20 protein-coding genes and 1 pseudogene are annotated in these 24,512 nt (G+C 44.8%); 14 read left to right on the forward strand and 7 right to left on the reverse strand.

What is annotated here, in order from left to right; genetic code table 11:
* The first annotated feature begins 28 nt into the window (after window positions 1-28).
* Genes BUB52_RS05970 through BUB52_RS05995 form a run of 6 tightly spaced genes read left to right on the forward strand, consistent with a single transcriptional unit; the run spans window position 29 to window position 8,266 of the window.
* A complete protein-coding gene (locus BUB52_RS05970) occupies window positions 29-226 on the forward strand; it encodes a helix-turn-helix transcriptional regulator (RefSeq protein WP_005646340.1) in 198 nt (65 codons plus the stop codon).
* 11 nt (window positions 227-237) lie between these two features.
* Complete coding sequence (locus BUB52_RS05975; RefSeq protein WP_008644515.1) at window positions 238-3,408, forward strand: type I restriction endonuclease subunit R; 3,171 nt, start codon at window positions 238-240, stop codon at window positions 3,406-3,408.
* A gap of 3 nt (window positions 3,409-3,411) precedes the next feature.
* Complete coding sequence (locus BUB52_RS05980; RefSeq protein WP_009121507.1) at window positions 3,412-5,094, forward strand: HsdM family class I SAM-dependent methyltransferase; 1,683 nt, start codon at window positions 3,412-3,414, stop codon at window positions 5,092-5,094.
* Window positions 5,078-6,253, forward strand: coding sequence for a PDDEXK nuclease domain-containing protein (locus tag BUB52_RS05985; protein ID WP_008644513.1), 1,176 nt, complete (start codon window positions 5,078-5,080; stop codon window positions 6,251-6,253). The genes BUB52_RS05980 and BUB52_RS05985 overlap by 17 nt, the downstream gene beginning before the upstream one ends.
* 1 nt (window position 6,254) lies before the next feature.
* Entirely contained in the window at window positions 6,255-7,037 is a 783-nt protein-coding gene (locus tag BUB52_RS05990) for an abortive infection family protein (RefSeq protein ID WP_009121506.1), read from the forward strand.
* Window positions 7,038-7,048: 11 nt separating this feature from the next.
* The gene (locus BUB52_RS05995; protein ID WP_009121505.1) at window positions 7,049-8,266 is read left to right on the forward strand and encodes a restriction endonuclease subunit S; all 1,218 of its coding nucleotides are present in this window, start codon (window positions 7,049-7,051) and stop codon (window positions 8,264-8,266) included.
* On the opposite strand, the gene BUB52_RS06000 is transcribed toward BUB52_RS05995, so the two are convergent.
* Both BUB52_RS06000 and xerA read right to left on the reverse strand, forming a co-directional pair.
* Entirely contained in the window at window positions 8,190-8,732 is a 543-nt protein-coding gene (locus tag BUB52_RS06000; protein ID WP_039950510.1) for a restriction endonuclease subunit S domain-containing protein, read from the reverse strand. The two genes, BUB52_RS05995 and BUB52_RS06000, sit on opposite strands and share 77 nt — an antisense overlap.
* A 53-nt stretch (window positions 8,733-8,785) precedes the next feature.
* Entirely contained in the window at window positions 8,786-9,778 is a 993-nt protein-coding gene (gene xerA / locus BUB52_RS06005) for a site-specific tyrosine recombinase/integron integrase (protein ID WP_009121503.1), read from the reverse strand.
* 78 nt (window positions 9,779-9,856) lie between these two features.
* On the opposite strand from xerA, the gene BUB52_RS06010 reads away from it, so the two are divergent.
* Window positions 9,857-10,828: a restriction endonuclease subunit S gene (locus BUB52_RS06010; RefSeq protein ID WP_039950507.1), complete on the forward strand. Its 972-nt coding sequence runs from the start codon at window positions 9,857-9,859 to the stop codon at window positions 10,826-10,828.
* A 268-nt stretch (window positions 10,829-11,096) separates the two neighbouring features.
* Here BUB52_RS06010 and BUB52_RS06015 read toward each other — a convergent pair whose 3' ends face one another.
* Window positions 11,097-12,305, reverse strand: a complete 1,209-nt coding sequence (locus BUB52_RS06015) for a relaxase/mobilization nuclease domain-containing protein (RefSeq protein WP_008644496.1) — start codon at window positions 12,303-12,305, stop codon at window positions 11,097-11,099.
* A 12-nt stretch (window positions 12,306-12,317) separates the two neighbouring features.
* Window positions 12,318-12,701, reverse strand: coding sequence for a plasmid mobilization protein (locus BUB52_RS06020; RefSeq protein WP_039950574.1), 384 nt, complete (start codon window positions 12,699-12,701; stop codon window positions 12,318-12,320).
* 359 nt (window positions 12,702-13,060) lie between these two features.
* On the opposite strand from BUB52_RS06020, the gene istA reads away from it, so the two are divergent.
* Both istA and istB read left to right on the forward strand, forming a co-directional pair.
* Window positions 13,061-14,680: an IS21 family transposase gene (gene istA / locus BUB52_RS06025; protein ID WP_009121500.1), complete on the forward strand. Its 1,620-nt coding sequence runs from the start codon at window positions 13,061-13,063 to the stop codon at window positions 14,678-14,680.
* Window positions 14,681-14,701: 21 nt separating this feature from the next.
* The gene (gene istB, locus BUB52_RS06030) at window positions 14,702-15,478 is read left to right on the forward strand and encodes an IS21-like element helper ATPase IstB (protein ID WP_009121499.1); all 777 of its coding nucleotides are present in this window, start codon (window positions 14,702-14,704) and stop codon (window positions 15,476-15,478) included.
* 73 nt (window positions 15,479-15,551) lie between these two features.
* Here the strand turns inward: istB and BUB52_RS06035 are convergent.
* Window positions 15,552-15,794, reverse strand: a pseudogene (locus BUB52_RS06035) (recombination protein NinG); the annotation flags it as partial.
* A 217-nt stretch (window positions 15,795-16,011) separates the two neighbouring features.
* On the reverse strand, window positions 16,012-17,934 hold the full coding sequence (dnaK, locus tag BUB52_RS06045) for a molecular chaperone DnaK (protein ID WP_009121496.1): 1,923 nt from the start codon (window positions 17,932-17,934) through the stop codon (window positions 16,012-16,014).
* A 503-nt stretch (window positions 17,935-18,437) separates the two neighbouring features.
* On the opposite strand from dnaK, the gene BUB52_RS06050 reads away from it, so the two are divergent.
* Both BUB52_RS06050 and BUB52_RS06055 read left to right on the forward strand, forming a co-directional pair.
* Window positions 18,438-19,853, forward strand: coding sequence for an MATE family efflux transporter (locus BUB52_RS06050; protein WP_009121493.1), 1,416 nt, complete (start codon window positions 18,438-18,440; stop codon window positions 19,851-19,853).
* A complete protein-coding gene (locus BUB52_RS06055) occupies window positions 19,816-20,400 on the forward strand; it encodes a Crp/Fnr family transcriptional regulator (protein WP_009121492.1) in 585 nt (194 codons plus the stop codon). Before BUB52_RS06050 ends, BUB52_RS06055 begins: the two co-directional genes overlap by 38 nt.
* 124 nt (window positions 20,401-20,524) lie before the next feature.
* Here the strand turns inward: BUB52_RS06055 and BUB52_RS06060 are convergent, their stop codons facing one another.
* The gene (locus BUB52_RS06060; protein WP_009121491.1) at window positions 20,525-21,316 is read right to left on the reverse strand and encodes an META domain-containing protein; all 792 of its coding nucleotides are present in this window, start codon (window positions 21,314-21,316) and stop codon (window positions 20,525-20,527) included.
* Between the two features lie 195 nt (window positions 21,317-21,511).
* Between BUB52_RS06060 and BUB52_RS06065 the strand changes: the two genes are divergently transcribed.
* The 3 genes from BUB52_RS06065 (at window position 21,512) to recA (ending at window position 24,381) form a co-directional block, all read left to right on the forward strand.
* Window positions 21,512-22,705: a saccharopine dehydrogenase family protein gene (locus BUB52_RS06065; protein ID WP_009121490.1), complete on the forward strand. Its 1,194-nt coding sequence runs from the start codon at window positions 21,512-21,514 to the stop codon at window positions 22,703-22,705.
* 89 nt (window positions 22,706-22,794) lie between these two features.
* Window positions 22,795-23,241, forward strand: a complete 447-nt coding sequence (gene bcp / locus BUB52_RS06070) for a thioredoxin-dependent thiol peroxidase (RefSeq protein WP_009121489.1) — start codon at window positions 22,795-22,797, stop codon at window positions 23,239-23,241.
* A 102-nt stretch (window positions 23,242-23,343) separates the two neighbouring features.
* On the forward strand, window positions 23,344-24,381 hold the full coding sequence (gene recA / locus BUB52_RS06075) for a recombinase RecA (protein WP_009121488.1): 1,038 nt from the start codon (window positions 23,344-23,346) through the stop codon (window positions 24,379-24,381).
* The last annotated feature ends 131 nt before the right edge of the window (window positions 24,382-24,512 follow it).

Here is a 24,512-nt window from a genome sequence, read left to right on the forward strand (position 1 = left end):
TTTGCATCAAAAGCATTATATTGGCAATATGGAAGATTTGAATCAATTAAAGCTCGTATTGGTTAAAAAGAAAAGAACCAACAAATGGTTGGCAGAACAGTTGGGTGTGAACCAAACAACGGTTTCCAAGTGGTGCACCAATACAACCCAGCCTGACTTGGCAACGCTAAAACGCATATCGGAGTTGTTGGAGGTTAGTGTGAGCGAAATTATCAACTTTGAATAGGATGTACGATTATGGGCAATAACAAATTTAATGAGAATACCAGAGTACAAGTTCCAGCAGCACTCCATCTGTGCAAGTTGGGATATACTTATTTGGATAACATCTGTGCCTATGACACAAAGACAAACATCTTGATTGACGTTTTCTTGAATGCAGTAAAACGCCTTAACCCCGGATTGTCAGGCTCAGAGGCATCACTATTGTATGCCAAAATCGTGAATATTGCCAATAACGATGATTTGGGACGTGAGTTTTACCAGTTGCTTTCAGCAAATAGCGGCATGAAACTTATTGATTTTGAAAATCCCGAAAACAACGATTGGCATGTAACTACGGAATTCACTTGTGAGAATGAAGACACCGAAGATGAATTTCGTCCAGACATTACATGTTTTGTAAATGGTCTTCCACTTGCATTCATTGAGGTCAAGAAGCCGAACAATCGTGAAGGTATTTTGGCGGAAAGGGAGCGCATCAACAAACGAATGAGTAAGTCTTGCTTCCGCCGCTTCTTTAACATCACCCAACTGATGATTTTCTCCAACAACCAAGAGTATGACACTGATAGTCGCGTGCCTATACAAGGGGCATTTTATTGCTGCGCGGCTAAGGAGAAGGCATTTTTCAACGTGTTCCGTGAGGAGGACAAACGGTATGTATCAGATTATCCTTATCGAATTATAACCGATGAAATAGAGAATAGAGTATTGAAGCACCGCAACTGCGTGGTCATTAAAAACTTGCAAGAATACCAAACCAATAAAGCTGTAACCACGCCGACAAATCGCATCATTACTTCCATGTTAAGCAAGGAGAGATTTTTATTCTTGCTACGTTATGGGTTCGCATACGTGGAACGCAAAATCGAATTGGATGACGGCACACAGGGTACTCAATTGCAAAAGCATGTGATGCGCTATCAGCAGTTATTCGCTTCGTATGCCATCCGCAACGCTTTATCAAAAGGCGTGAAAAGCGGCATCATTTGGCATACGCAAGGCAGCGGAAAGACCGCACTCGCCTATTACAGTGTGAAAAGTCTAACTGACTATTTCGCACAACGGAATGTGGTAGCAAAGTTCTATTTCATAGTTGACCGCATCGACTTGATGGAGCAAGCAACGGATGAATTTGCTGCCCGTGGTCTAGTTGTCCACAATGCCAAAAGTCGTAAGGAGTTAATGGATGACATAGCAAGCAGAGAAGTAACAAGCAATGATGAGGGAAAGCCTGAAATTATGGTGGTTAATATCCAAAAGTTCAAAGAAGACAAGGCCAAAGTGACGGTGGATGATAGTTACAGCACCAATCTACAGCGTATCTTCTTCGTTGATGAAGCGCACCGAGGGTATAACCCACAAGGCAGTTTCTTGGCAAATCTTTTGGAAGCAGACCAAAGCGCAGTCAAAATAGCATTAACAGGAACGCCGTTACTAAAAGAGGAACGCGAATCGTGGCGAGTGTTCGGCGACTACATCCATACTTATTATTACGACAAGTCCATTGCCGATGGCTACACTTGCAAACTGATGCGTGAGCCTGTCGAAACTGTCTATAAGGAGAAGATTGAAAACATCCTCGATCAGCTGGCCGGTAATGTGGAAGTTAAGAAGTCCGACATCGACCGTAATCAAATTATGGAACATGAAAGCTACTTGAATGCTCTGTTGGACTATATCATATCTGACTTCCGCCGCTTCCGAAAAGAACAAAATGATGAAACAGTGGGCGCAATGATAGTATGTCGAACAAACCCACAAGCAAGAGAACTATATCGTCTTTGGCAGGAACGCTTCAACATTGCAAGTAAGGTTAGCCAACACCAAGAGCAACAAATGTATATGGCGGCAGAACCGATGCTCCAATATGGGAACTACAAACCACTTACTGCATCACTCATACTACATGACGAGGGTGACAAGCAGGAACGCAAGGAGTATATCGAAGGTTTCAAGAAGTTGCAAGAGATAGATGTCCTCATTGTCAACAAAATGCTTCTTACTGGCTTTGACGCACCACGTTTGAAAAAATTGTATTTGGGTCGCTCTCTCGATGGACATGATTTGCTGCAAGCCCTTACAAGGGTAAACCGCCCTTATCATGATTTCAAGTATGGCTATGTCGTGGACTTTGTAGATATCAAAGAAAATTTTGATGCAACCAATGACCGTTATCTGCGAGAACTTAACCGCACTTCGGATGAGTCGGATAACACACATACCGAAAATATTGCCAACGATATATTGGTCAGCAAAGAGGATGTAGAAACTAAGATAAAAGAAATAAAGAGTGTACTTTTTAATTTCACCATTGATGATGTAGAGGAGTTCCGCAAACAAATAGACGAGATTGAGAATAAGGACAGCTTGTATAAGTTGCGTAACACGCTCACAGATGCCAAAGCTATCATCAATCAAGTACGTTCTTTTGGTGATGAAGAAACCAAAGAAAAACTTGCTTCACTCCCTATGGGAAGAATATCCTCTCTTATCACAGAGGTCACCCACCGCATTGAGCGCATCAATCTTTTTGAAAGCACAGAGCACATGGCTGATGTTTCCGGCATTATCAATGTGGCTCTTTCGGAATTAGAATTTGAATTCAAGAAAGGAATACCCGAAGAGTTGCGGATTGTTGTCAATGACATCCGGGAACGTAGCGAGCGGGTACAGGCAGAGTTTGAGGCGAACTTCGATACTAAAGAAGAAAGGTATGTTATCCTCGCCGATGAGTTCCGTGAGTATTTTCGCAAGAAAGGATTTGTGCCACAAAGCACCGAGGATGCCAAGGCAAGCATTCAATATATGGACGAGGTGATGAAGAAGATACGCGAAATCAACCGCCGCAATAATATCCTCAAACGCAAGTATAAGGGGGATGAGCGTTTTGTCCGCATTCATAAGCGCATTGAGGAACAGAACCAAAAGCGTGAACGTCCCATCATATCGGCACACGAATACGAGATAGCCGAGAACTTGGCCAAGATGAAAGATGAAATAGACAGACAGCTATTCCTTGATATTAATATTCTTGACAACGAGCCAGCATTTGGTCAGGATGTGCTGTCTATCATAGGCAAGGAACTTATAGCGATGAAGATACGGGCAGACATCAAAGACCGCAAGTATCTAAGCAGCTTGATAACAACAGAGTATTTACAACAACGCAATTACGCTTATTAGCATATGGGTAATATCAATATATCAGAGGCTACAATAGCTCTTATCGATTCTCTTAAAAGCACCACTGGAGCTTTCGGATTGGCAGGAACAGGAAGTGAGTACAAGATTGTGACAGAAATGTTCCTCTATAAATTCTTCAATGACAAGTTTGGCTATGAAGCCAAGCGTGACCCGATGTATGGTGAACGCTTGTCAAAAGCAGAGAAATGGGATGCCGAGTATGACACATTTACCGAGGAGGAAGTGGAAGATTTGTTCAGCTATCTGCCACATTCTGTGCCACGTTTGAAGCCTGAACATACGTTATCGCATCTTTATAATTCTGCCACAAAGGGCGATTTCTCCACTTTGCTTGATGCCACATTGGTAGATATTGCCTCGCTCAATGCCGAAACATTCTCTGTTACCACATCGGGAAAGAGCAAAGTCAATATCTTCTTCCCGTTGACAACCTACGTTACTGATACACAAAAACGTGACGAGTTCGCCAAGTCACTGATGCGTAATGTGGCTTCATTCAACTTTGAAGATGTTTTTGACGAAAAATACGATTTCTTCTCGCGCATTTTCGAACATCTATTAAAGGGGTTCAACAACGCAGGAGGCGGAAAATATGCTGAATATTACACGCCACGCGCCATCGCACAAGTGATGGCACGCCTGTTAGTAGGCGAAAACACGGATTTGCGCGGCGTGACCTGCTATGACCCTTCGGCTGGAACAGGCACACTACTTATGGCACTGGCACATCAAATAGGCGAAGAACGCTGTACCATCTTCTCACAGGACATTTCAGAAAAGTCTTCGGAAATGCTTCGCTTGAATTTGATTCTTAATAATTTTGCAGCCTCGCTCCCCAATGTCGTGCAAGGCAATACACTCACAGAACCGTCACACAAGGAAAGCAACGGTGTGTTGCGCAAATTTGATTTCATAGTTTCTAATCCGCCGTTCAAACTTGACTTTCCCGAATATCGCGACACATTGGCATCCGACACTATCCGCTTTTGGGCGGGAGTACCCAATGCAGTGAAAAAGGTTGATCCGATGAAGCCCAAAATGGCCATCTACACCTGTTTCATACAGCATGTGCTTAACTCCTTGAAGACTACAGGCAAGGCTGCCATTGTCATTCCCACCGGTTTCATCACAGCCAAAAGCGGTGTGGAGAAGCGTATCTTACAGCGAATTGTGGACGAGCGATGGGTGTACGGCGTGATTTCCATGCCGAGTAATGTATTCGCTACAACTGGAACCAACGTATCGGTAATTTTCTTCGATAAGTCGGCCAATCACGACAAGGTCATCTTGATTGATGCCAGTAAATTAGGTGAGGAGTATAAAGAGGGAAACAATCAAAAACGCCGCCTTCGCGACTTTGAGATAGACCAGATAGTCAATACATTCCAAAACAAGGAGGCAGTAGATGATTTCTCTGTAGCCGTGACCTACGATGAAATCAAAGAGAAAGGTTACAGTCTTTCAGCCGGGCAGTATTTCGACATCAAGATTGACTATGTGGATATAACAGAGGAGGAATTTTATGCTCGAATGGAAGAGTACAAACGGACGCTCGCTAAACAATTCGCTGAAAGCCGTCGATTAGAGGCAGAGATAATGAGGCAACTTGACAGCCTGCAATTCAATAACATAAATAATCCAGAGCAACATGATACAACAGACTAATAACATACCCGCAATATACACAGAGGCTGCGGAAACCATTAAAACCGCTATACTTCAAGGCCAATATGAGGCTCTGAAAGGTGAGAACCGCATCCAACTGGCCGTGTATTACAGCGTAGGCAAATATGTATCGCAAAATTCACGAAAGGGCAAATGGGGAACTGGTGCGCTTGCAAGCATAAGCAATCACCTCAGAAAGATACTCCCGGGATTGCGAGGATTTTCTGCGGAAAGTTTAAAAAAAATGAGGTTGTTCTATGAGGCATGGGATATTTTGGATAACAGCCTGCACAAATCCGATAATTCGGTAATTGCGATTACCGAATTAGAAGAAACGCCGCAATCGGTAATTACGATTACCGAAACGGGGCAGATAGACATATACCATGCAATGACTATTCCCAATACAGCTGACTTTCCGGCGATGGAGTTCTTGGCTGTGCCGTTTACGCACCATTCAAGAATTATAAGCAAGGTAAAAGAACTGCAAGAACGATACTATTATATTCGGAGGTGTGCGCAAGAACACCTGTCTGTAGAAGTCCTTGTAAAGCTCATTAACAACAACGCCTTTGCCTGCCAACAACAGCTTCCCAACAACTTTTCAAAAACGATGCTTGATGCAAAGGAGGCTCGCAAGGCTGTAATGATGTTCAAGGATGAGTACGCACTTGATTTTATCAATGTGGAAGAAATTGGGGAACGTGACAGTGAGGACGTTGATGAGCGAGTGGTGGAACAGCAGATTGTTCAAAATATCAAACGGTTCATTATGACCTTTGGGCGCGATTTCGCATTCATAGGCAATCAATACCATCTTGAAGTTTATGGTGTAGAGCATTTCCCTGACTTGCTTTTCTTCAATCGCGAACTGAATGCAATGGTATGTGTGGAACTAAAGACGGGCTCTTTCAAGCCCGGCTATCTTGGACAACTTATGGCTTATCTGCGCATTTTGGATGACCACGTGAAAAAGCCGCATGAAAATCCAACCATAGGAATTGTGCTGTGCAAAGAGGCAGACAAGGAATATGTGGAATATGTCATCCAAGATTACAATAAGCCAATGGGCGTGGCTACCTATACGACATCGGCAGATATGCCTGAAAAGTTGCGCAAAGCTTTGCCTGATAGTGAAGAATTAAAGAAATTATTGTGAAATGAGCAATCAAATATCGCCAAAATACCAAATGAATATCATACAAAACATCAATGATAAATTGTATGAATTGTTTAAGTCGTATGATGATGTAGAAGCTTATGTCTGCAAATGGCAAGTATTTTACGATGACTTTGGCAATGCAAATTTTTATATCCAATATAAAGACAATGAACATAAAAAAATTGATTTGAAGAAAACTCTCCATCAGATAGATGGGGAAACTTTGTTAAAGATAGCAATAGATTTAGGGCTTGACACTCCGGACTTTATACCATCAATTCCTATGTTTAAGAATGAATTAAAATCATCCTTTGAAACAGCTGCTCAAACATTTGAGAAAGCGTATTGTAATGTTGAAAAAGACCCTAGCCTTGCTATCGGTCTGGCGAACTCCGCATTAGAAAGTATTATTAAAGCTATTTTAAAGGATAAAAGAGTGTCCATACAATATAACAACAGGGATACATTGTCCACTTTGATAAAAAATATTTGCAAAGCATTTAATATTAACAATGACCAATCATGCCCTAAAGAAATTAGAACCATCGCCAGTTCCTTAATTAGTTGTAGCACAGCAATAGAAGATTTACGTAGCACAAAAACAGAAATGCATGGAAAAACGAAAGATGATTTTATTATAAACGACTCTTTATGCGCTTACTTTGTAGTTAACGCTGTATCTACAATCGGATTATTCTTGTTGAATTACTATCGGAATAAATATCCTGCACAAGCAAGATATGTATCAACCGAAATTGATCCTGATGATTTACCTTTTTAAAATAAGGCTATATGGAACTGAAAAAATATAAACTGGGTGACATAGCTAAGATTGAAATTAGCGGAGTAGATAAGAAATCCGTTGATGGTGAAACCCCTGTAAGGTTATGCAATTTTGTTGACGTATATCGAAACTGGGCAATTACACAGAAGTTATCAGAAAACTTTATGATTGCATCTGCGAAAGAAACAGAAATTGCCAAATGCTCTATTCACAAAGGGCAGGTCGCTATAACGAAAGATAGCGAAACAAGAGATGATATTGGCATTCCAGCTTATATCGCTGACGATTTTGATAACGTACTTCTTGGCTACCACTGTGCCTTGATTACACCTAATGATGATGTTTTAGACGGAAAGTATCTAAACGCTTTTATGCACACACGTTATATCCAAAAGTATTTTGAGAACAATGCTTCTGGAAGCGGGCAAAGATACACTCTTTCTAACGAAACAATATTTCAGATTCCCATTCTGCTCCCATCACTGGAAGTGCAAAAAGCTATTGGAAATCTGTTATCCAATATCGACCGCAAAATAGAACTCAATCGTCAGATAAATGATAATTTAGAGAAGATGGCGAAGCAACTTTACGACTATTGGTTCGTGCAGTTCGATTTTCCCAATGAGAATGGACGACCTTATAAGTCAAGCGGTGGAGCAATGGTGTGGAATGAGAAGTTGAAACGAGAAATTCCTAAAGAATGGGATAATTGCACTTTGGAATATTACCTCATTATCAAAAATGGGCGTGACCATAAACATTTAGGCAATGGAATATACCCTGTTTATGGAAGTGGTGGAGAAATACGTAAGGTTGATAGTTTCATATATTCTGGAGAATCTATCCTAATGCCTCGCAAGGGATCATTAAATAACATTATGTATGTTAACGATGCTTTTTGGTCTGTTGATACGATGTTCTATTCTGAAATGAAGCAACCACATTGTGCAAAATACGTATTTTATTCAATTAAAGATATTGATTTTACACGATGGGATTCTGGAACAGGAGTACCAAGTATGACTTCATCTACATTATACTCAATTTTATTGGTAAAGCCTGATGCAGACAGCCTTGCAAAATTCGATGAAATAATAACACCGTTATTTCTAATGATTAAGAAAAATGAAATGCAGATAGTGGAACTTACTAAGCAGCGTGACGACCTTTTGCCCCTTCTGATGAATGGCCAAGCATCGGTAAATTATCATTTATCGCACGACTAAGTTGAAGTTTCTTTTCTATATCAACAACTATTTTGCCGATATTCTGTTCTTCATCAGAAGAGAATGTCGGCATTTTATATCGCATTATTTGCTCCTTGTCGCCACGTGGCATTTTGCTTCCTTTCACGCCTTTCATTACATAGTCATAAAATGCGTCTTGCATCAATGTCGCATATAAAAAGTTTGGGAAATGTCCTTCTTTAGCTCTAAAAACAAGTACGTCAGACGAACATCCTCCTTCAATATCGGCAAACCAAATCTTTTTCAAATAGGGACGAATATTGGCTATTAAAATATCCTTAGGCTGAAAATGCATAAGGGCACAAGGCATTGGAGGCAAATTCTGCGCACATTCTCTGCCTCTCTTATTTTGTAATAAAGAGTCTGTAGTAACATAGTTGTTTAACGAAACATCGTTACTACTAATTTTATCTGTCACATACTCTGCAATATCAGCCAATATCATACCTAAATCTATTTTTATGCAAAGGTAGTGGATTTGGCTAATATTCAAGAATATTACCCTATATATTTCCTGTGAGCCATTTTCACATTGTTCTGATTGACCATTGCATAGTGCAAGGTAGTGTCAATCTTGACGTGACCGAGCAATCGTTGCACTTGCTCTATGGGCATCCCTTTGTCAATGGCCATAGTTGCCAATGTACGCCTGAACTTATGGGGATGTACCTTGGCTATATTCACTTTACGACCAAGTGTTCGCAAACGCACTTCCACGCCACTAATTGAAAGCCGAGAATGAGGATTTGAGAGCGATACGAACAATGCAGGATTATCATCCGTGCGACTACTCAAGTAGTTCTGTAAGTGTATTTTGGTTCGGGCATTGAAATATACTTCACGCTCCTTGTTTCCTTTTCCAAATACTACACATTGCCGTTCATGAAAATCAATGTCTTCACGATTGAGGTTGACCAATTCGCCTACACGCATACCTGTGCTGGCAAGCAAATCAATCATGGCGATGTCACGGATTTCTTGGCAACTATCACGCAGTACCTCCATGTTTTCATCAGTCAGTACCTCCTTCACGAGACTTTCCGTGCGCACTCGATGGATACGTCTTACAGGGCTTTTCACAATGAAATCTTCATCTTCGAGCCATGCAAAAAACGAAGAGAAGATGCGCCGCATATTGTCGATAGTTACTCGACTGACTTTCCGCTGTTCTTGATAGCCGGATAGATAGTTGCGTATATCGTTAGTTGTAACATCGCACACGGGCTTGCAAACAGCCACAAATAGCGTGTCAATAGTAGATTGATAATAGCCGATTGTCTTTTCTGAGCAACCCTCTATCTTCTTCGCTGATAGATACGCCTGCAATAGTTCTGCATTGGCTTTTGCTTGTTGTTCTTCTTCACTGATGGAAGGTATAACTTCGTAGCTATCTAATGCCTGCGTAAGTATGTTTTCAAGCAAATTAAGCTGCTCTTTGGATAAAATGGTTGCCATTCCATCCACAACGGTGTGTATAACTGTTCTTTTCATTTTCTATATCTTTAGGTTTATGTCTATATAATATAGAAAAGGTTGCAAGTGAATGCGCTAAATGATAATTTAGAGAAGATGGCGAAGCAACTTTACGACTATTGGTTTGTGCAGTTCAACTTTCCAGATGAGAACGGACGGCCTTATAAGTCAAGTGGTGGTAAAATGTCCTACAATAAACGGTTAAAGCGAGAAATCCCTATTGATTGGCAAGTCAAAAACCTAATAGACTTTACTGAAATCAAGAATGGTGCAACGCCTTCAACTGCTGATGAAGCAAATTACGGAGGAGATATCGTGTGGATAACTCCAAAGGATTTATCAGACCAACAATCAAAATTCGTGTACCAAGGTGAACGAAATATAACCAAACAAGGCTTTGATTCTTGCAGTACAAGTATGCTTCCCATAAACTCTGTACTTATGTCAAGCCGTGCTCCAATTGGTCTTGTATCTATTGCAAAGAATGATGTCTGCACAAATCAAGGTTTCAAAAGTTTTATTCCAAAGAAGATGGAAGACTCCATCTATTTGTACTATTACATAAAGCATCATATTAAGCAGATTGAGCAATTAGGTTCTGGTACGACCTTCAAAGAAGTATCAAGGGATGACCTTTGTAAATTTCCAATTCTTGTTGTTGGCGCAAAAGAATCTTATAGGCAATGGGCTGAATTACAAAATGGAATAGCTGATAAGCAATTTGTACTTCAAAAAGAAATCGCAATACTTACTAAGCAGCGCGATGAACTTTTACCATTGTTGATGAACGGCCAAGCATCGGTAAATTATCATTTATCAAAATGGAGTATAGGATTTTTATGTCTTGATATGCACATAGAATATGACAAGGACATTGTACAAAAGGAAGCAGACAAACAGGATTTTAACCCACTTGTCCGAAAGCCATATTCCTTTACTTTTTTCAAGCATACAAGCTATCCGTTTTTCATGTTCCTTTTGCAGTTCAAGTTGTTTGTTACGATGAGCCATAAGTTGCCGACCGACTTCCACAACAAAGTTCATACAAATGTTGTTCAAAGATTTTAGGGTTTGAGGATGTACTTGTGCATCGATTTTCTTCATCTGCATTTCTTGAGCAGATGAGTTGAATTTTGAAACGATGCTTTCCATACGGTCAATAGCGGCATTGAGCACAGCGGTTGTCTGTTTCAGTTCCGCTATGTTTTCAGTAAAGCTGCGTTCTACCTGCAAGATCTTACTCTCATTATTGGTACTTTCTATGAGGCCGTCAATGTTTATCTTGTCGGATTTCCCTTTTCCAATTCCCATACTTCATTGATTTTAAGTGAAACAATTATCTGTGTAGACCTCTCCTGCGCTTGCAAAAGTGATTAGCCATTTGAGCACATCGCCTTGCCCATTCACGTTCGTCCTCATCTTTATCTTTTCCCCATCCGCTCATGTCGGAACCTCCGCCGCCACTGGATGCAGCCATGCTCGTTGCACCGTCAAGGTATTCGGCAAAAAGGAGCAAGGCGGTTTTCTGTACATCTTCAATGGTCGCAAAGGAATTGTCATCCGGCACGGAACATTCCTTGCGGATGATTTCGTCCGCTTCTTCCGATATGGCCACATGGTAATGGTGGTATTCATCTGTGGAAATGTCGTAGTGCTTGATAACTGGGGCCAGATGGTTGGTCTGTGACATCTCAGTCGAAACGATAGCTGGCCGTATTCCCTGTTCGGAATTTGGGATTAGCGAAGATTTCCGCTCTCCATGAAGCCTTGCCCATGTCGCTTCTATCTTTGACGGCATGAGGTGTCGGCCTTTACCGAGAAGGGAGGATTTATAACTGGAGTTGCCCGACAGGACAGAATAGCCTCGTACATTCCCCTTGTCATTCTCTTGCAAGTGTATAACGTAGCCGTGCGCTTTCAGTCCGGCCTCATAGCCTGACCAACTGAATTCCGGCAAGGATCGGAGTACATCCATGCAAGTGTCAGCTATCTCCAGTCTGCGTTTCTCGTAAATATTCTCCGGCTGTACCCATCCACGCCGTTCATTGATGATGTACGCAGCCGACATTGCCCGTTCCGCTATCAGGTGGTCATCATTGACCTTTCCATCCATGTCCACACGGTTTACATCTATGTGTAGATGAGGTATGCCACTTTTCGCATCATGGTGGAGTGCAACTACATACTGACTGTTCTTCACGTTGGTGAACTTCGCACTGGCACGTTTGGCCTTTTTCGAGAGGTCGATGGAATCAAATACTCGGATGTACTCGTTTGCCAACCTTACCCAATCAGCCAGTGTCCAACCTGCGGATTCTTCCTTAGTTGGGGATATTTCCATTCTTATCACATTCCGTTTGAGCGGTCTGCCTTTGTTGATTATACTGGAAAATTCTTTTTGTTTGAGTACCATGCGCTGAAACATGGCTTCAGCCGATATATCATCGGGTAAGAAATTCACTTTCACTATCTCGGCCTTGTCCTTGTTGACCGAATAGCGGACGGCGTTTCCGCCGTGGCTGATGGTGGCCGCTTTTGCTATCATCTGGTTGGGGATTTATTGAGTGATGTATTCCTGAATTTCATTCCAACGGGCTATAAGGGGAACGGCGGCACGCATCCACTGCTCCACGAAACGGGTGTCTGCGAAGTATTGCGCCCGATGGCTGCCCTGTATGGACTTGACGGCTGCCGCTATTCGTATTAGTTCGCCCCGTGCATCAGAGAGACTGCAAAGGGCTTCCACCTCCTTGTCGGTAAGTCGCCGCCTCGGATGCTGCCTCAAAGCACATTTTCGAATATAGTCGCTCAAAGTCAAACCGCAGGTCTCGGCAAGTTCTACGACTTTTGCGTATTCTTTTTCGGTCACTCTGGCCTCCAGCCGCTTTGTGCGCTTTATAGCCTCTTTCTTTTCATCCTTGTTTTCTTCCGTTGTTGCCATATCTAATGATTTATAATAAGGTGATACGATAAAATAAAACTGGTCAGCCCAGTGCGAGCTTGCGAGCGGCTGTAACGGCTTATGTGGCATGGAAGCGCGGAGCGGTTTTGTGCGACATAGGCAATTCTTGTAACAGTCCTGACACGAACTTTGGATATATTACAGCTCACAGAAAGGATGGTTTGTCCGAAGTCTTTATAAACGTCTAAAACAAACGTACTCCGCCACATTCATTTCTGTAGCTAACACTTGAAAAGGGACCCGGAACAACATTTAAAAAGTGCCCCACCCATGGGTATGTTTAACCGAACAAAATTGGTATATTCATAAAAACCAATGGCGTTCATAATATGTACCACATGGAAGAAAGAGATTCCATAATTCTCGCCTATAGGCGTGACGGATTGAGCATCCGTGAGATCGCCCGTCGTAACGGCATGAGCCGCAAGACTGTACGCAAGTATCTCCGGGCTTTCGAACAAGCGGTCGGTGACAACCCCGACGCGGAAGTAATGGACACGTACCTGCAGCAGCCGGTGCGCTATGACAGCAGCAAACGTGTCCGCAGAGTGATGAACCAGCAGGTGATGGAGGCGATAGACGGCTTCATGGCCCGCAACCGGTCTAATGCCGCGGCCGGATTGCGCAAGCAGCAGATGCGCAAGATTGACATGTGGCGCCGGTTGCGCGATCAAGACATAGAGATTGCCTATTCGACGGTATGCCAGTATGTCCGTGCATTGGAAGTGGCGGTGTCCGCTCCGGCCAAGTCCCCGGCGGCGTTCATCCGCCAGGAGTATGAACCGGGGTTCCGGTGCGAGTTTGACTGGGGCGTGCTGACACTTTGGATTGCCGGTGTCAAGACGAAGCTGCACATGGCCGTGTTCACGATGAGCCATAGCAACCTGCGGCGGGCATACCTGTTCTCCCGCGAGGACACGTTGGCCCTGATGGAAGCACACCGCAACTGCTTCCGTGCTTTGGGGGGCACGCCGCAAGTAATGGCCTACGATAACATGCGGGTGGCCGTCAAGAAGTTCCTTGGACAGGAGCGCGAACATACCGATGCCCTGCGCCGCATGGAACTCCACTATTGTTTCACCCCTCATTTCTGTAATCCGCGTTCGGGATGGGAGAAAGGCAAGGTGGAGCGTTCGGTGGAACATATCCGCCGGCGGGCTTTCGCCTATGATGTCCGTTTCGGTTCGCTGGAGCAGGCGCAGTGCCATCTTGACAAGGTCTGTGACAGGCTCAACGGGGAGGCTTCCAACATGTCCGCTCAGGAGAAGAAGGAGCGCGTACAGGCCGATATCGCGGCTTTGCGCCCGCTTGACCACGGTGACATGGGCTGCTTTGAGCAGCGGCATGCCCGTGTCGGGAAGTATTCCACCATTACCGTCGATGGCGTGCATTACTCTGTGCCTGACCGGCTTGTCGGTCGGGAGGTACCCGTAAAGATGTATTCCGAGCGTATTGTCGCGCTTGACGGTCGCGACAAGGTAGCCACGCATGTACGCTCCCGGCGTCCCGGTGACTGGCGTATTGACCTGATGCACTATCTGGGCACGTTCCTGCGCAAGCCTGCGGCGTTGGGACGATCCACGGCCATGCGACAGGTACACCCGGGCGTGGCGGCACTGTTCCGCAAACATTTTGCGGATTCTCCCAGATCGTTTGTCGAACTGCTCGTGTTTACCCGTGACAACCGGCGCACTTATGCCGACATGCTGGCTGCGGCAGACCGTCTGTCCTCCCGGGGACTCAAACGCCTGTCTTCCGAACAATTGGGCGCCGAGATGCTGGCCAGTGACGGCAATGGAGCCGCAAACGTCCGTCAGGAAGCGGCCACCCCGACCCCGTCCCCGTCCGATCCACAACAGAGCGCCATTGAAGAATCGGCCTCACAGACATTGGACACACTTTCGGCGATGATCGGATGTGGCGCCGCACAACAACCTGTAAACAAAATTACCGTCTAACAACATAAGAATTGCATAGCAATGGAACAAAACGAAAATCAAGACTCCATACGCGAACGGATACGTGCGTATGCCTTCGACCTCAAACTCCCGCTGGTACGACGCGACATTGACCTGCTTATACAGCAAGGGCTTGATGAACAATGGAACCTGTGGATGTTCACGGCCGAACTCCTGCGTCGGGAAAAAGAAAACCGCTCGGAGAACCAGCGCCGGCACCGCATCAAAAATGCCGCGTTCCCACAGTTGCGATATCTCAACGAAATAGACACGGACGCGCTTCCGCCTGAAGCACGGAAGGCCTTGCCAAACCTTGAGACGCTCGATTTCATCAAGGAAGGGCGCAACCTTATACTATACGGGAATCCCGGGACCGGAAAGACCCATCTGGCTACAGCCTTGGGGATTGCGGCCTGCAACGCGGGATACTCCGTACTGTTCACTTCCGTGCCCAGGCTGCTTACGCAGATAAGGGAATGCAGGAACGCAATGACACTAAGGGCGCTCGAGAACAAGTTCGAACGATACGACATGGTCATCTGCGACGAGTTCGGATACGTTTCTTGTGACAAGGCGGGAGCGGAGATGTTGTTCAACCATCTCTCACTCAGAACTGACAAGAAAACAACCGTCATTACAACAAATCTCGCATTCAACAGATGGGACGAGATTATTGCGGACAAAGTACTGGTTACAGCAATGGTAGACAGGCTAACGCACAAGGCGATTCTACTGAACATGACGGGAAAATCGTACAGAATGAAAGAAACACAAGATATGATAAATAAACAAGTTTAATTAACTTTGCAAAACCTATCGGGTGGTACACGTTTCAAATGCTACCCGGGTCCCTTTTCAAGTGTTAGCTACATAGGGTTTCTTTGCTAATCCCGAACAAAGCATAGGCTTCGGGAACAGTGATATAGTCTTTGGATTTCGGTATCTTCTTCACAACCTCATCCAATTTCTGCATCCTCAGTTCCTCGTCCTTGTTTCTTTTCCAAGCAATTTTGGAGCATCTTGGAGAACAATACCAAGATTCAATGGTCTTCGCCTTGAACAATTCTCCGCAGACCTTGCATTTGCGTACTATCTCGAACTTTGCTGCTGGCATATCTGTCTTTGAAACATAAATTATTCACTATCAATACCGACAATATATTAAGTGTCACTTTATCTACTTTTAAGTGCCGGCACAAATATGGTACAAATATACGATAAAAATCCGAGAAACAAGCAAATCTATTAGAAAGTGCTAAAAACAAAATAGGGAGTAACTCATTGAGCTACACCCCACTTTTCTATCGTTGGTTATCGTTGTTTACCGATACTTATTTCACTTCCTCAAAGTCAGCATCCTGTACATTATCCCCATGCTTATTGCCATTATCCTGAGCGCCGCCTTGTTGTCCGGCATTCATATCAGGACCGGCTTGTGCACCACCCTGAGCACCGCTCTGAGCATACATTTCAGCGCTTGCGGCCTGAAAAGCAGTATTCAGTTCAGCCATTGCAGAGTCAACAGCAGCCAAATCCTGTGCTTTGTGAGCATCTTTCAGTTTCTGAAGGGCAGCTTCAATCGGAGCTTTCTTGTCGGCAGGCAACTTATCGCCCAGTTCCTTCAGTTGATTTTCAGTAGTGAAAATCATTGAGTCGGCTTGGTTCAGTTTGTCAACTTTCTCACGTTCTTTCTTATCGGCTTCGGCATTTGCTTCGGCTTCGGCTTTCATCTTTTCGATTTCTTCCTTGCTCAAACCGCTGGAAGCCTCGATACGGATAGCCTGTTCCTTACCGGTAGCCTTATCCTTGGCAGATACTTTCAAGATACCGTTGGCATCGATATCGAATGTTACCTCGATCTGAGGAATGCCGCGACGTGCCGGAGCGATACCTGTCAGGTTAAACTGACCGATTGACTTGTTCTGTGCAGCCATCGGACGTTCACCCTGCAATACGTGGATAGTAACTTCCGTCTGGTTATCGGCGGCGGTAGAGAATGTTTCGCTCTTCTTGCAAGGAATAGTCGTATTGGCGTCAATCAGCTTGGTCATTACACCACCCATAGTCTCGATACCCATAGACAGCGGAGTAACATCCAGCAATACAACACCCTTGATTTCGTCTGTCAAAACAGCGCCCTGTACGGCAGCACCTACCGCTACTACCTCATCCGGATTCACGCCTTTGGAAGGAACTTTACCGAAGAAGTCTTCAACCAATTTCTGTACAGCCGGTATACGTGAAGAACCACCTACAAGGATAACTTCATCTATATCGGAGTTGCCCAAACCGGCATCACTCATAGCCTTCTTGCAAGGTTCAAGACAAGCCTGAATCAAATTGTGAGCCAAAGCCTCGAATTTGGCACGCGTCAGAGTCTTAACCAAATGCTTGGGCACACCGCCTACCGGCATAATGTACGGCAGGTTGATTTCCGTACTGGTAGAAGAAGACAATTCGATCTTTGCCTTTTCGGCAGCTTCTTTCAAACGCTGCATAGCCATCGGATCCTGAGTAAGGTCAGCACCTTCGTCGTTCTTGAACTCTTGAACCAGCCAGTCGATGATAACCTGGTCGAAGTCATCACCACCCAGATGAGTATCACCGTTGGTTGACAATACTTCGAACACACCGCCACCGAACTCAAGGATAGAAATATCGAATGTACCGCCACCGAGGTCGAATACGGCAACCTTCATATCCTTATGCGCCTTGTCGATACCGTAAGCCAAAGCTGCGGCAGTCGGCTCGTTCACAATACGCTTTACTTCCAGACCGGCAATCTGGCCGGCTTCTTTGGTAGCCTGACGTTGAGAATCGGAGAAGTAAGCCGGAACGGTAATAACGGCTTCCGTCACTTCTTGTCCCAGATAATCCTCAGCGGTCTTTTTCATTTTCTGCAGAATCATTGCAGAGATTTCCTGCGGAGTATAGAGACGTCCGTCAATATCCACACGCGGAGTATTGTTGTCACCCTTCACTACTTTATAAGGCACGCGGGCTATTTCTTTTTGTACCTGATCCCAGTTCTCACCCATGAAACGTTTGATTGAGAACACTGTTCTCGTCGGGTTTGTGATAGCCTGACGCTTTGCAGGGTCACCCACCTTACGTTCACCACCGTCCACAAACGCCACAACAGAAGGAGTGGTGCGTTTGCCTTCGCTGTTTGCAATTACTACAGGTTCGTTTCCTTCGAATACGGAAACGCAAGAGTTTGTTGTTCCTAAGTCAATACCAATAATTTTTCCCATGATCGTTATTATTTTATTTGTTATTATTCAGTTTCGGTGTCCGCCTCGTTGGCAGACGCCAATAAAAAGACAAACGTCGTGCCAAATTGTTCAAGGAGGCGGCAGATTTATGAATGTGACAGTTTGTCTGTCAGTTTGGCAGAGTTAAATATATTTTTTCTGTCGGAAATTACCATTTGTTAATTTCTATCCCGTTCAAAAGTCCTACTTTTGCCCCCCGAAAAAGAAAAGAAAGTGTTTGAGACAGTTAAGACAAGTATTTTGATTTTCTTTTTTCAGGCTTTCTCAGAGGAAAGCCGAAATAAAATCAAAACACTGTCTAAAAAGAGGCATTGCTACTGTTTATTCGTTCCACCATGGTGGAACAGAAACTTCTCCATGATGGAACACAAGTTTCTCCACGGTGGAACGAAAACTTCCCCACGGTGGAACAAATAAATATTAGCAGCCGGACTTCTTAAACGAAGAAACAGATTACAATAATATATAGAAGACTGAAGATTATGGAAAAGATGAGAGACAGCATTGACTTCAAGAACATGGACATTGCGGCATTATTCCGCAAATTACTGCTCCCTACCGTACTGGGAATGATATTTTCCGCATTATTCGTCATTACCGACGGTATCTTTGTGGGAAAAGGTATAGGCAGCGATGCCCTTGCCGCCGTTAATATCGTGGCGCCGCTATGGTTATTCTCCACCGGCATCGGCCTGATGTTCGGTGTAGGAGCATCTGTAGTGGCTTCCATCCACTTGTCGCACAATAAGCCCAAAGTGGCACGTATCAATATTACACAATCCATAGTGGTATCCTCCTTGTTGCTGATATGCACTTCCACCCTGTTTTGCCTGTTTGCGCCGCAAGTGGTGCATCTGTTAGGCGGTTCGGAACGGCTCGAACCTTTGGCAGTAGAATACATGCGCTGGTTCGTGCCATTCTCCGCTTTTACGGCCCTGCTTAATTCGGGAATGTTTTTCCTGCGACTGGACGGTTCGCCCAACTTCGCCATGTTGTGCAATATAGTTGCCGCCGTTCTGAATATCATACTCGATTATCTGTTTATTTTCCCCTTCGGCTGGGGGATGTTCGGCGCGGCTTTCGCAAGTGCCATAGGAACGACGGTGGGAGCGCTGATGATTATTGTCTATCTCGCACGGCGCAACTGTGCCCTGCGGTTCTATCCGGTGAAGCTCAGCCGCAACAGCATGAAGCTGATGAAACGCAATGTGGGTTATATGTGCCGGCTGGGGTCATCCGCCTTTCTGTGTGAAGTGGCGATTGCCTGCATGATGTTTGTCGGCAACCTTGTATTCATTCATTATTTGAAAGAAGACGGTGTGGCGGCATTCAGCATTGCCTGCTACTTCTTCCCGATTATATTTATGGTATACAATGCCATTGCGCAGTCGGCGCAGCCTATTATCAGCTTCAATTACGGGCTCAACGAGACGCCTCGTGTACGCCAAGCCTACCTGCTCGCCTTAAAGACAGCCATTGGTTGCGGAATATGCTTTGCGCTGATTACAATATTCTGCAGCCGGGAGATTGTCGCCATGTTCATCGACCGGAGTTATCCTGCCTATGACATAGCAGTGAAAGGTTTGCCTCTATATGCATCCGGTTTCGTGTTTTTTGCGGTTAACATAGTTTCCATCGGCTATTTTCAGAGTGTGGAACGTGCCAAATACGCCACTTTCATCACGCTGCTACGTGGATTTATCCTACTGACACTCTGCTTTTACGGACTTCCGCTGTTGCTGGGTAAACCGGGAATTTGGCTGGCTACCCCGCTGGCGGAACTGTTGACCGCTCTTTTCATACTCATTATTTATATAGGCAGGAAAAGAAATGGCAAGGAAAAATCAATATCTTTGCAGCATGGAAATCATGCTAAAGAAATTCTGCAAGAAGTATAAACTGCCCGAGAAAAGTTTATTTGAGCTATTGTCTCATATGGAAGAAGTTGCTTTTTCCAAAGGAGAGCTCATAATAGAGAAAGGAGAACGGAATTCTAATTTCTACCTCATAAAGAAAGGTATATGGCGGGCATACTATCTGGCAGACGGAACGGAAAACTCCTTATGGTTCGTCAGTCCCGGTGATGCCGCATTCTCTTCATGGGGCTATGTGGACGACAAACCGTCTCAGGTCAATATCGAGTCTGTAAACGACAGTACAGCCTATTGCATCAGTAAAGTCAAATTGGAAGCTCTGTTCGCACACTCTATCGAGATGGCAAACTTCGGCAGGAAGATTTTTGAACGTGAAATATTGTCAGTAGACGCTTCGACACTGGCTTATGGGGCGCCGCCTACCGCCAAAGAGCGTTATCTTACATTAATGGAAGAGAACCCGGAACTATTGCAGGATGTACCGCTGAAATACCTGGCTTCATACCTGTATATCACTCCGCAATCATTAAGCCGCATACGTGCCGGACTGAGAAAAAAAGGGAATGTGTAAAAATAAGAAACACTTACTGTTTGTTTCTTTATTAAGCGCAAATTCCACGGATTTCACAGAATAAAGAATAAAATAAATCTGTGAAATCCGTGGAATCTTATATTGAATAACGTACAAAAGTCCGTTATTTCTTTACCAATACCATCACAAGGTTATTATCCGTGTCATAGAAGCCCATACCGCCGCCTGCCAGCTTACCGAAAGACTGAACGGAATTCAACGCTTTCAAGACCCGGCCTTCCACTTCCATATCAGGGCATGCCATCATAGTGCTGATGACTCTCGGGAACGAAATGGCCGCAGGATTTGCATCATCCACATCAAAAGAACCGTTGATGATGTTACATCCGGCATTACCGTGCATGCGTTTTTCCGCAATGTCAAACTCGATAGCCGGCTGTTTCTCCATTCCGGAAGGAATAGCCTGCCCGCCGGCCTCACTGATTATCCATCTGCCATTCAGGTCGGACAACTTGGAAGAAGCTTCCTTCTTCTGCAACACGATAAGGGGACGGTTGGAAGAACCGCACAATGCCATGTTCTCTTTGCCCAGTTGCTTATATTTCTTTACTTGCCCCAAAGCGGCCAACACATTCTTTTCGACTGTCATGTCAGGACACATCATACGGGTACTTCCCAGCGCTCCCAGGTCTATCTGTCCGGGCTTGGCATTCACGTCGAAAGAGCCCATCAGGCGGTTGCAACCGCTGTTTCCATAGACTTTTCCGGTCTTTGTGTCAAAACCGATGAAAGGGAATTCCTGATTCGGAGCGGGCACGACCGCACTGCCGTTTATTTCAATAATATTCCACTCGCCACTCAGAGAAGAGAGAGTTGCGGCATTTTTTGTCGAAGCGCACGATGACAGCCCCACCAGAGTAGCCGCCATACAAAGGGAAACAAATACTTTCTTCATTGCTATTTTTTGTTTAAGTTAATTTTTACGGAACAAAGATATGTAAAATAACCCAAAAGCAAACCTTTTGTTTAGAAATAGCAGTACTTTCCCCAAAGTATTTAGCAGGATTTTAATGTTTATCTGAGAATTAAGCCTTATATTTGCTCTTTGAAAAAATGATAATCATATTTAAAACTTTTGCAAGTAGAAGAAATGGGTAAAGTTCTTATTATCGGTGCAGGCGGTGTAGGTACCGTTGTTGCGCACAAAGTGGCTCAAAATCCGGATGTGTTCACAGAAATCATGATTGCCAGCCGCACCAAATCCAAATGTGACGCCGTTGCGAAAGCAATCGGTAACCCTAACATCAAAACCGCCCGGGTAGATGCAGACAGCGTGGACGAACTGGTGGCGCTCTTCAATAGTTTCAAACCTGAAATCGTCATAAATGTGGCTCTCCCCTATCAAGACCTTACTATCATGGAAGCCTGTCTGAAAAGCGGAGTGAATTATCTGGATACGGCCAATTACGAGCCGAAAGACGTCGCTCACTTTGAATACAGCTGGCAATGGGCATACAAAAAACGCTTTGAAGACGCCGGACTGACAGCTATCCTCGGTTGCGGTTTCGACCCGGGTGTAAGCGGCATATATACCGCCTACGCCGCCAAGCATCACTTCGATGAAATTCAATACCTGGATATAGTGGACTGCAATGCGGGAAATCATCATAAAGCGTTTGCAACCAACTTCAATCCGGAAATCAATATTCGCGAAATCACCCAGAACGGACGTTATTACGAAAACGGCGAGTGGGTAACCACCCGTCCGCTGGAAATCCATAAAGCGCTCACCTACCCGAACATCGGACCGCGTGACTCTTATCTTCTTTATCACGAAGAACTGGAATCTCTGGTAAAGAACTTCCCCACCATCAAGCGTGCACGTTTCTGGATGACGTTCGGACAAGAATACCTTACGCACCTGCGTGTTATCCAAAACATCGGCATGGCACGTATCGACGAGGTGGAATACAACGGTATGAAAATCGTTCCGCTGCAATTCCTGAAAGCCGTACTCCCCAACCCGCAGGATTTGGGCGAGAATTACGAAGGCGAAACCTCCATCGGTTGCCGTATCCGCGGTTTGAAGGACGGCAAGGAACACACCTATTATATATACAACAATTGCAGCCACCAGGAAGCTTACAAGGAAACAGGCATGCAGGGCGTGAGCTACACAACCGGCGTTCCCGCCATGATTGGCGCCATGATGTTCCTCAAAGGCCTGTGGAAGAAACCGGGCGTATGGAACGTGGAGGAATTCGATCCCGATCCGTTCATGGAACAGCTTAACAAGCAAGGATTGCCTTGGCATGAAGTAGTTGACGGAGACCTGGAAATTTAGTTTAATGAAGAATTAAGAATGAAGAATTTGGTTGCACAACACACGCCGCATGGTAATTCTTCATTCTTAATTCTTAATTTTTAATTTATATGAACGTAGGAGATAAAGCGCCCGAAATATTGGGTATCAATGAAAAAGGCGAAGAAATTCGTCTGAGCGATTATAAAGGAAAGAAAATAGTACTTTACTTTTATCCAAAAGACTCAACTTCAGGCTGTACGGCGCAAGCCTGCAACCTGCGCGACAACTATGCCGACTTGCGCAAGGCCGGTTATGAAGTTATCGGAGTCAGCGTAGACAACGAGAAGTCTCACCAAAAATTCATCGAAAAGAACAACCTGCCCTTTACCCTTATTGCAGACACAGACAAGAAACTGGTAGAGCAATTCGGTGTATGGGGTGAAAAGAGCATGTACGGACGTAAATATATGGGCACCTTCCGCACCACCTTTATCATTAATGAAGAAGGAGTGATCGAGCGTATCATCACGCCCAAGGAAGTAAAGACCAAAGACCACGCCGCACAAATCCTGTAATAAAGATTAGTGAGCAACGGTCAGTGATTAATGCCGTGCGATCCCGTTCATTAATCATTCACCACCGATCACTAACCACTAAACACTAATTATTTATTTTATATGGCAAAGAAAGACGAACTTAATTTTGAAAACGGAAATAATATGGCAGCAAGCGAAAAACTAAAGGCACTGCAAGCTGCCATGGATAAGATAGAAAAAAGTTTCGGTAAGGGTTCTATCATGAAAATGGGCGACGAAAGCGTCGAACAAGTAGAAGTAATCCCTACCGGTTCTATCGGACTGAACGTAGCATTGGGTGTAGGCGGTTATCCCCGCGGACGTATCATTGAAATCTACGGTCCGGAATCTTCCGGTAAGACCACGTTGGCGATCCATGCCATCGCCGAAGCGCAAAAGGCGGGCGGCATCGCGGCGTTCATCGATGCGGAGCACGCTTTCGACCGCTTCTATGCGGCCAAACTCGGCGTAGATGTAGATAACCTCTTGATTTCGCAACCGGACAACGGCGAGCAGGCATTGGAAATTGCAGAACAACTGATTCGTTCTTCCGCCATCGACATCATTGTGGTAGACTCCGTAGCCGCCCTGACCCCGAAAGCCGAAATTGAAGGCGATATGGGCGACAACAAGGTAGGCTTGCAGGCACGTCTTATGTCACAAGCGCTGCGTAAGCTGACATCCGCCGTAAGCAAGACCCGTACAACCTGTATCTTCATCAACCAGCTCCGCGAAAAAATCGGTGTAATGTTCGGTAACCCCGAAACAACCACCGGAGGTAACGCGTTGAAGTTCTATGCTTCCGTACGTCTCGACATCCGTGGAAGCCAGGCTATCAAGAACGGAGAAGAGGTAATCGGTAAGCAGACCAAAGTGAAAGTTGTAAAGAACAAAGTAGCTCCTCCTTTCCGTCGTGCAGAATTCGATATCATGTTCGGCGAAGGCATCTCGCGCGCAGGAGAAATCATCGACCTGGGCGCGGAACTGGGTATCGTCAAGAAAAGCGGTTCCTGGTTCAGCTATAACGACACCAAAATCGCACAAGGACGCGACGCCGCCAAGCAAGTTATTCTGGACAACCCGGAACTGGCGGAAGAACTGGAAGGACTTATCTTTGCAGAACTGAGAAAAGACAAATGATTCCTTGATTTATGATTCCGGATTTATGAGTGTATAAGTCTGAAATCAGAAGTCAGGAAATACTCCGGCACGAATTGTACGGCATCTTACGGATAAAGAATAAAATCCGTGGTATTCTGTACGATTCGTGC

Source organism: Bacteroides clarus YIT 12056 (assembly GCF_900129655.1).
Lineage (GTDB): Bacteria > Bacteroidota > Bacteroidia > Bacteroidales > Bacteroidaceae > Bacteroides > Bacteroides clarus.

Coding starts and splice junctions, on each gene's coding strand:
- BUB52_RS05980 (WP_009121507.1), top strand. CDS start 3,412: ATGGGTAATATCAATATATCAGAGGCTACAATAGCTCTTATCGATTCT.
- dnaK (WP_009121496.1), bottom strand. CDS start 17,934: ATGGGAAAAATTATTGGTATTGACTTAGGAACAACAAACTCTTGCGTT.
- BUB52_RS05995 (WP_009121505.1), top strand. CDS start 7,049: ATGGAACTGAAAAAATATAAACTGGGTGACATAGCTAAGATTGAAATT.
- recA (WP_009121488.1), top strand. CDS start 23,344: ATGGCAAAGAAAGACGAACTTAATTTTGAAAACGGAAATAATATGGCA.
- BUB52_RS05990 (WP_009121506.1), top strand. CDS start 6,255: ATGAGCAATCAAATATCGCCAAAATACCAAATGAATATCATACAAAAC.
- bcp (WP_009121489.1), top strand. CDS start 22,795: ATGAACGTAGGAGATAAAGCGCCCGAAATATTGGGTATCAATGAAAAA.
- BUB52_RS06015 (WP_008644496.1), bottom strand. CDS start 12,305: ATGATAGCAAAAGCGGCCACCATCAGCCACGGCGGAAACGCCGTCCGC.
- BUB52_RS06065 (WP_009121490.1), top strand. CDS start 21,512: ATGGGTAAAGTTCTTATTATCGGTGCAGGCGGTGTAGGTACCGTTGTT.
- BUB52_RS06010 (WP_039950507.1), top strand. CDS start 9,857: ATGGCGAAGCAACTTTACGACTATTGGTTTGTGCAGTTCAACTTTCCA.
- istB (WP_009121499.1), top strand. CDS start 14,702: ATGGAACAAAACGAAAATCAAGACTCCATACGCGAACGGATACGTGCG.
- BUB52_RS06020 (WP_039950574.1), bottom strand. CDS start 12,701: ATGGCAACAACGGAAGAAAACAAGGATGAAAAGAAAGAGGCTATAAAG.
- xerA (WP_009121503.1), bottom strand. CDS start 9,778: ATGAAAAGAACAGTTATACACACCGTTGTGGATGGAATGGCAACCATT.
- BUB52_RS05970 (WP_005646340.1), top strand. CDS start 29: ATGGAAGATTTGAATCAATTAAAGCTCGTATTGGTTAAAAAGAAAAGA.
- BUB52_RS05975 (WP_008644515.1), top strand. CDS start 238: ATGGGCAATAACAAATTTAATGAGAATACCAGAGTACAAGTTCCAGCA.
- BUB52_RS06050 (WP_009121493.1), top strand. CDS start 18,438: ATGGAAAAGATGAGAGACAGCATTGACTTCAAGAACATGGACATTGCG.
- BUB52_RS06000 (WP_039950510.1), bottom strand. CDS start 8,732: ATGATATTGGCTGATATTGCAGAGTATGTGACAGATAAAATTAGTAGT.
- istA (WP_009121500.1), top strand. CDS start 13,061: ATGGAAGAAAGAGATTCCATAATTCTCGCCTATAGGCGTGACGGATTG.
- BUB52_RS06060 (WP_009121491.1), bottom strand. CDS start 21,316: ATGAAGAAAGTATTTGTTTCCCTTTGTATGGCGGCTACTCTGGTGGGG.
- BUB52_RS05985 (WP_008644513.1), top strand. CDS start 5,078: ATGATACAACAGACTAATAACATACCCGCAATATACACAGAGGCTGCG.
- BUB52_RS06055 (WP_009121492.1), top strand. CDS start 19,816: ATGGAAATCATGCTAAAGAAATTCTGCAAGAAGTATAAACTGCCCGAG.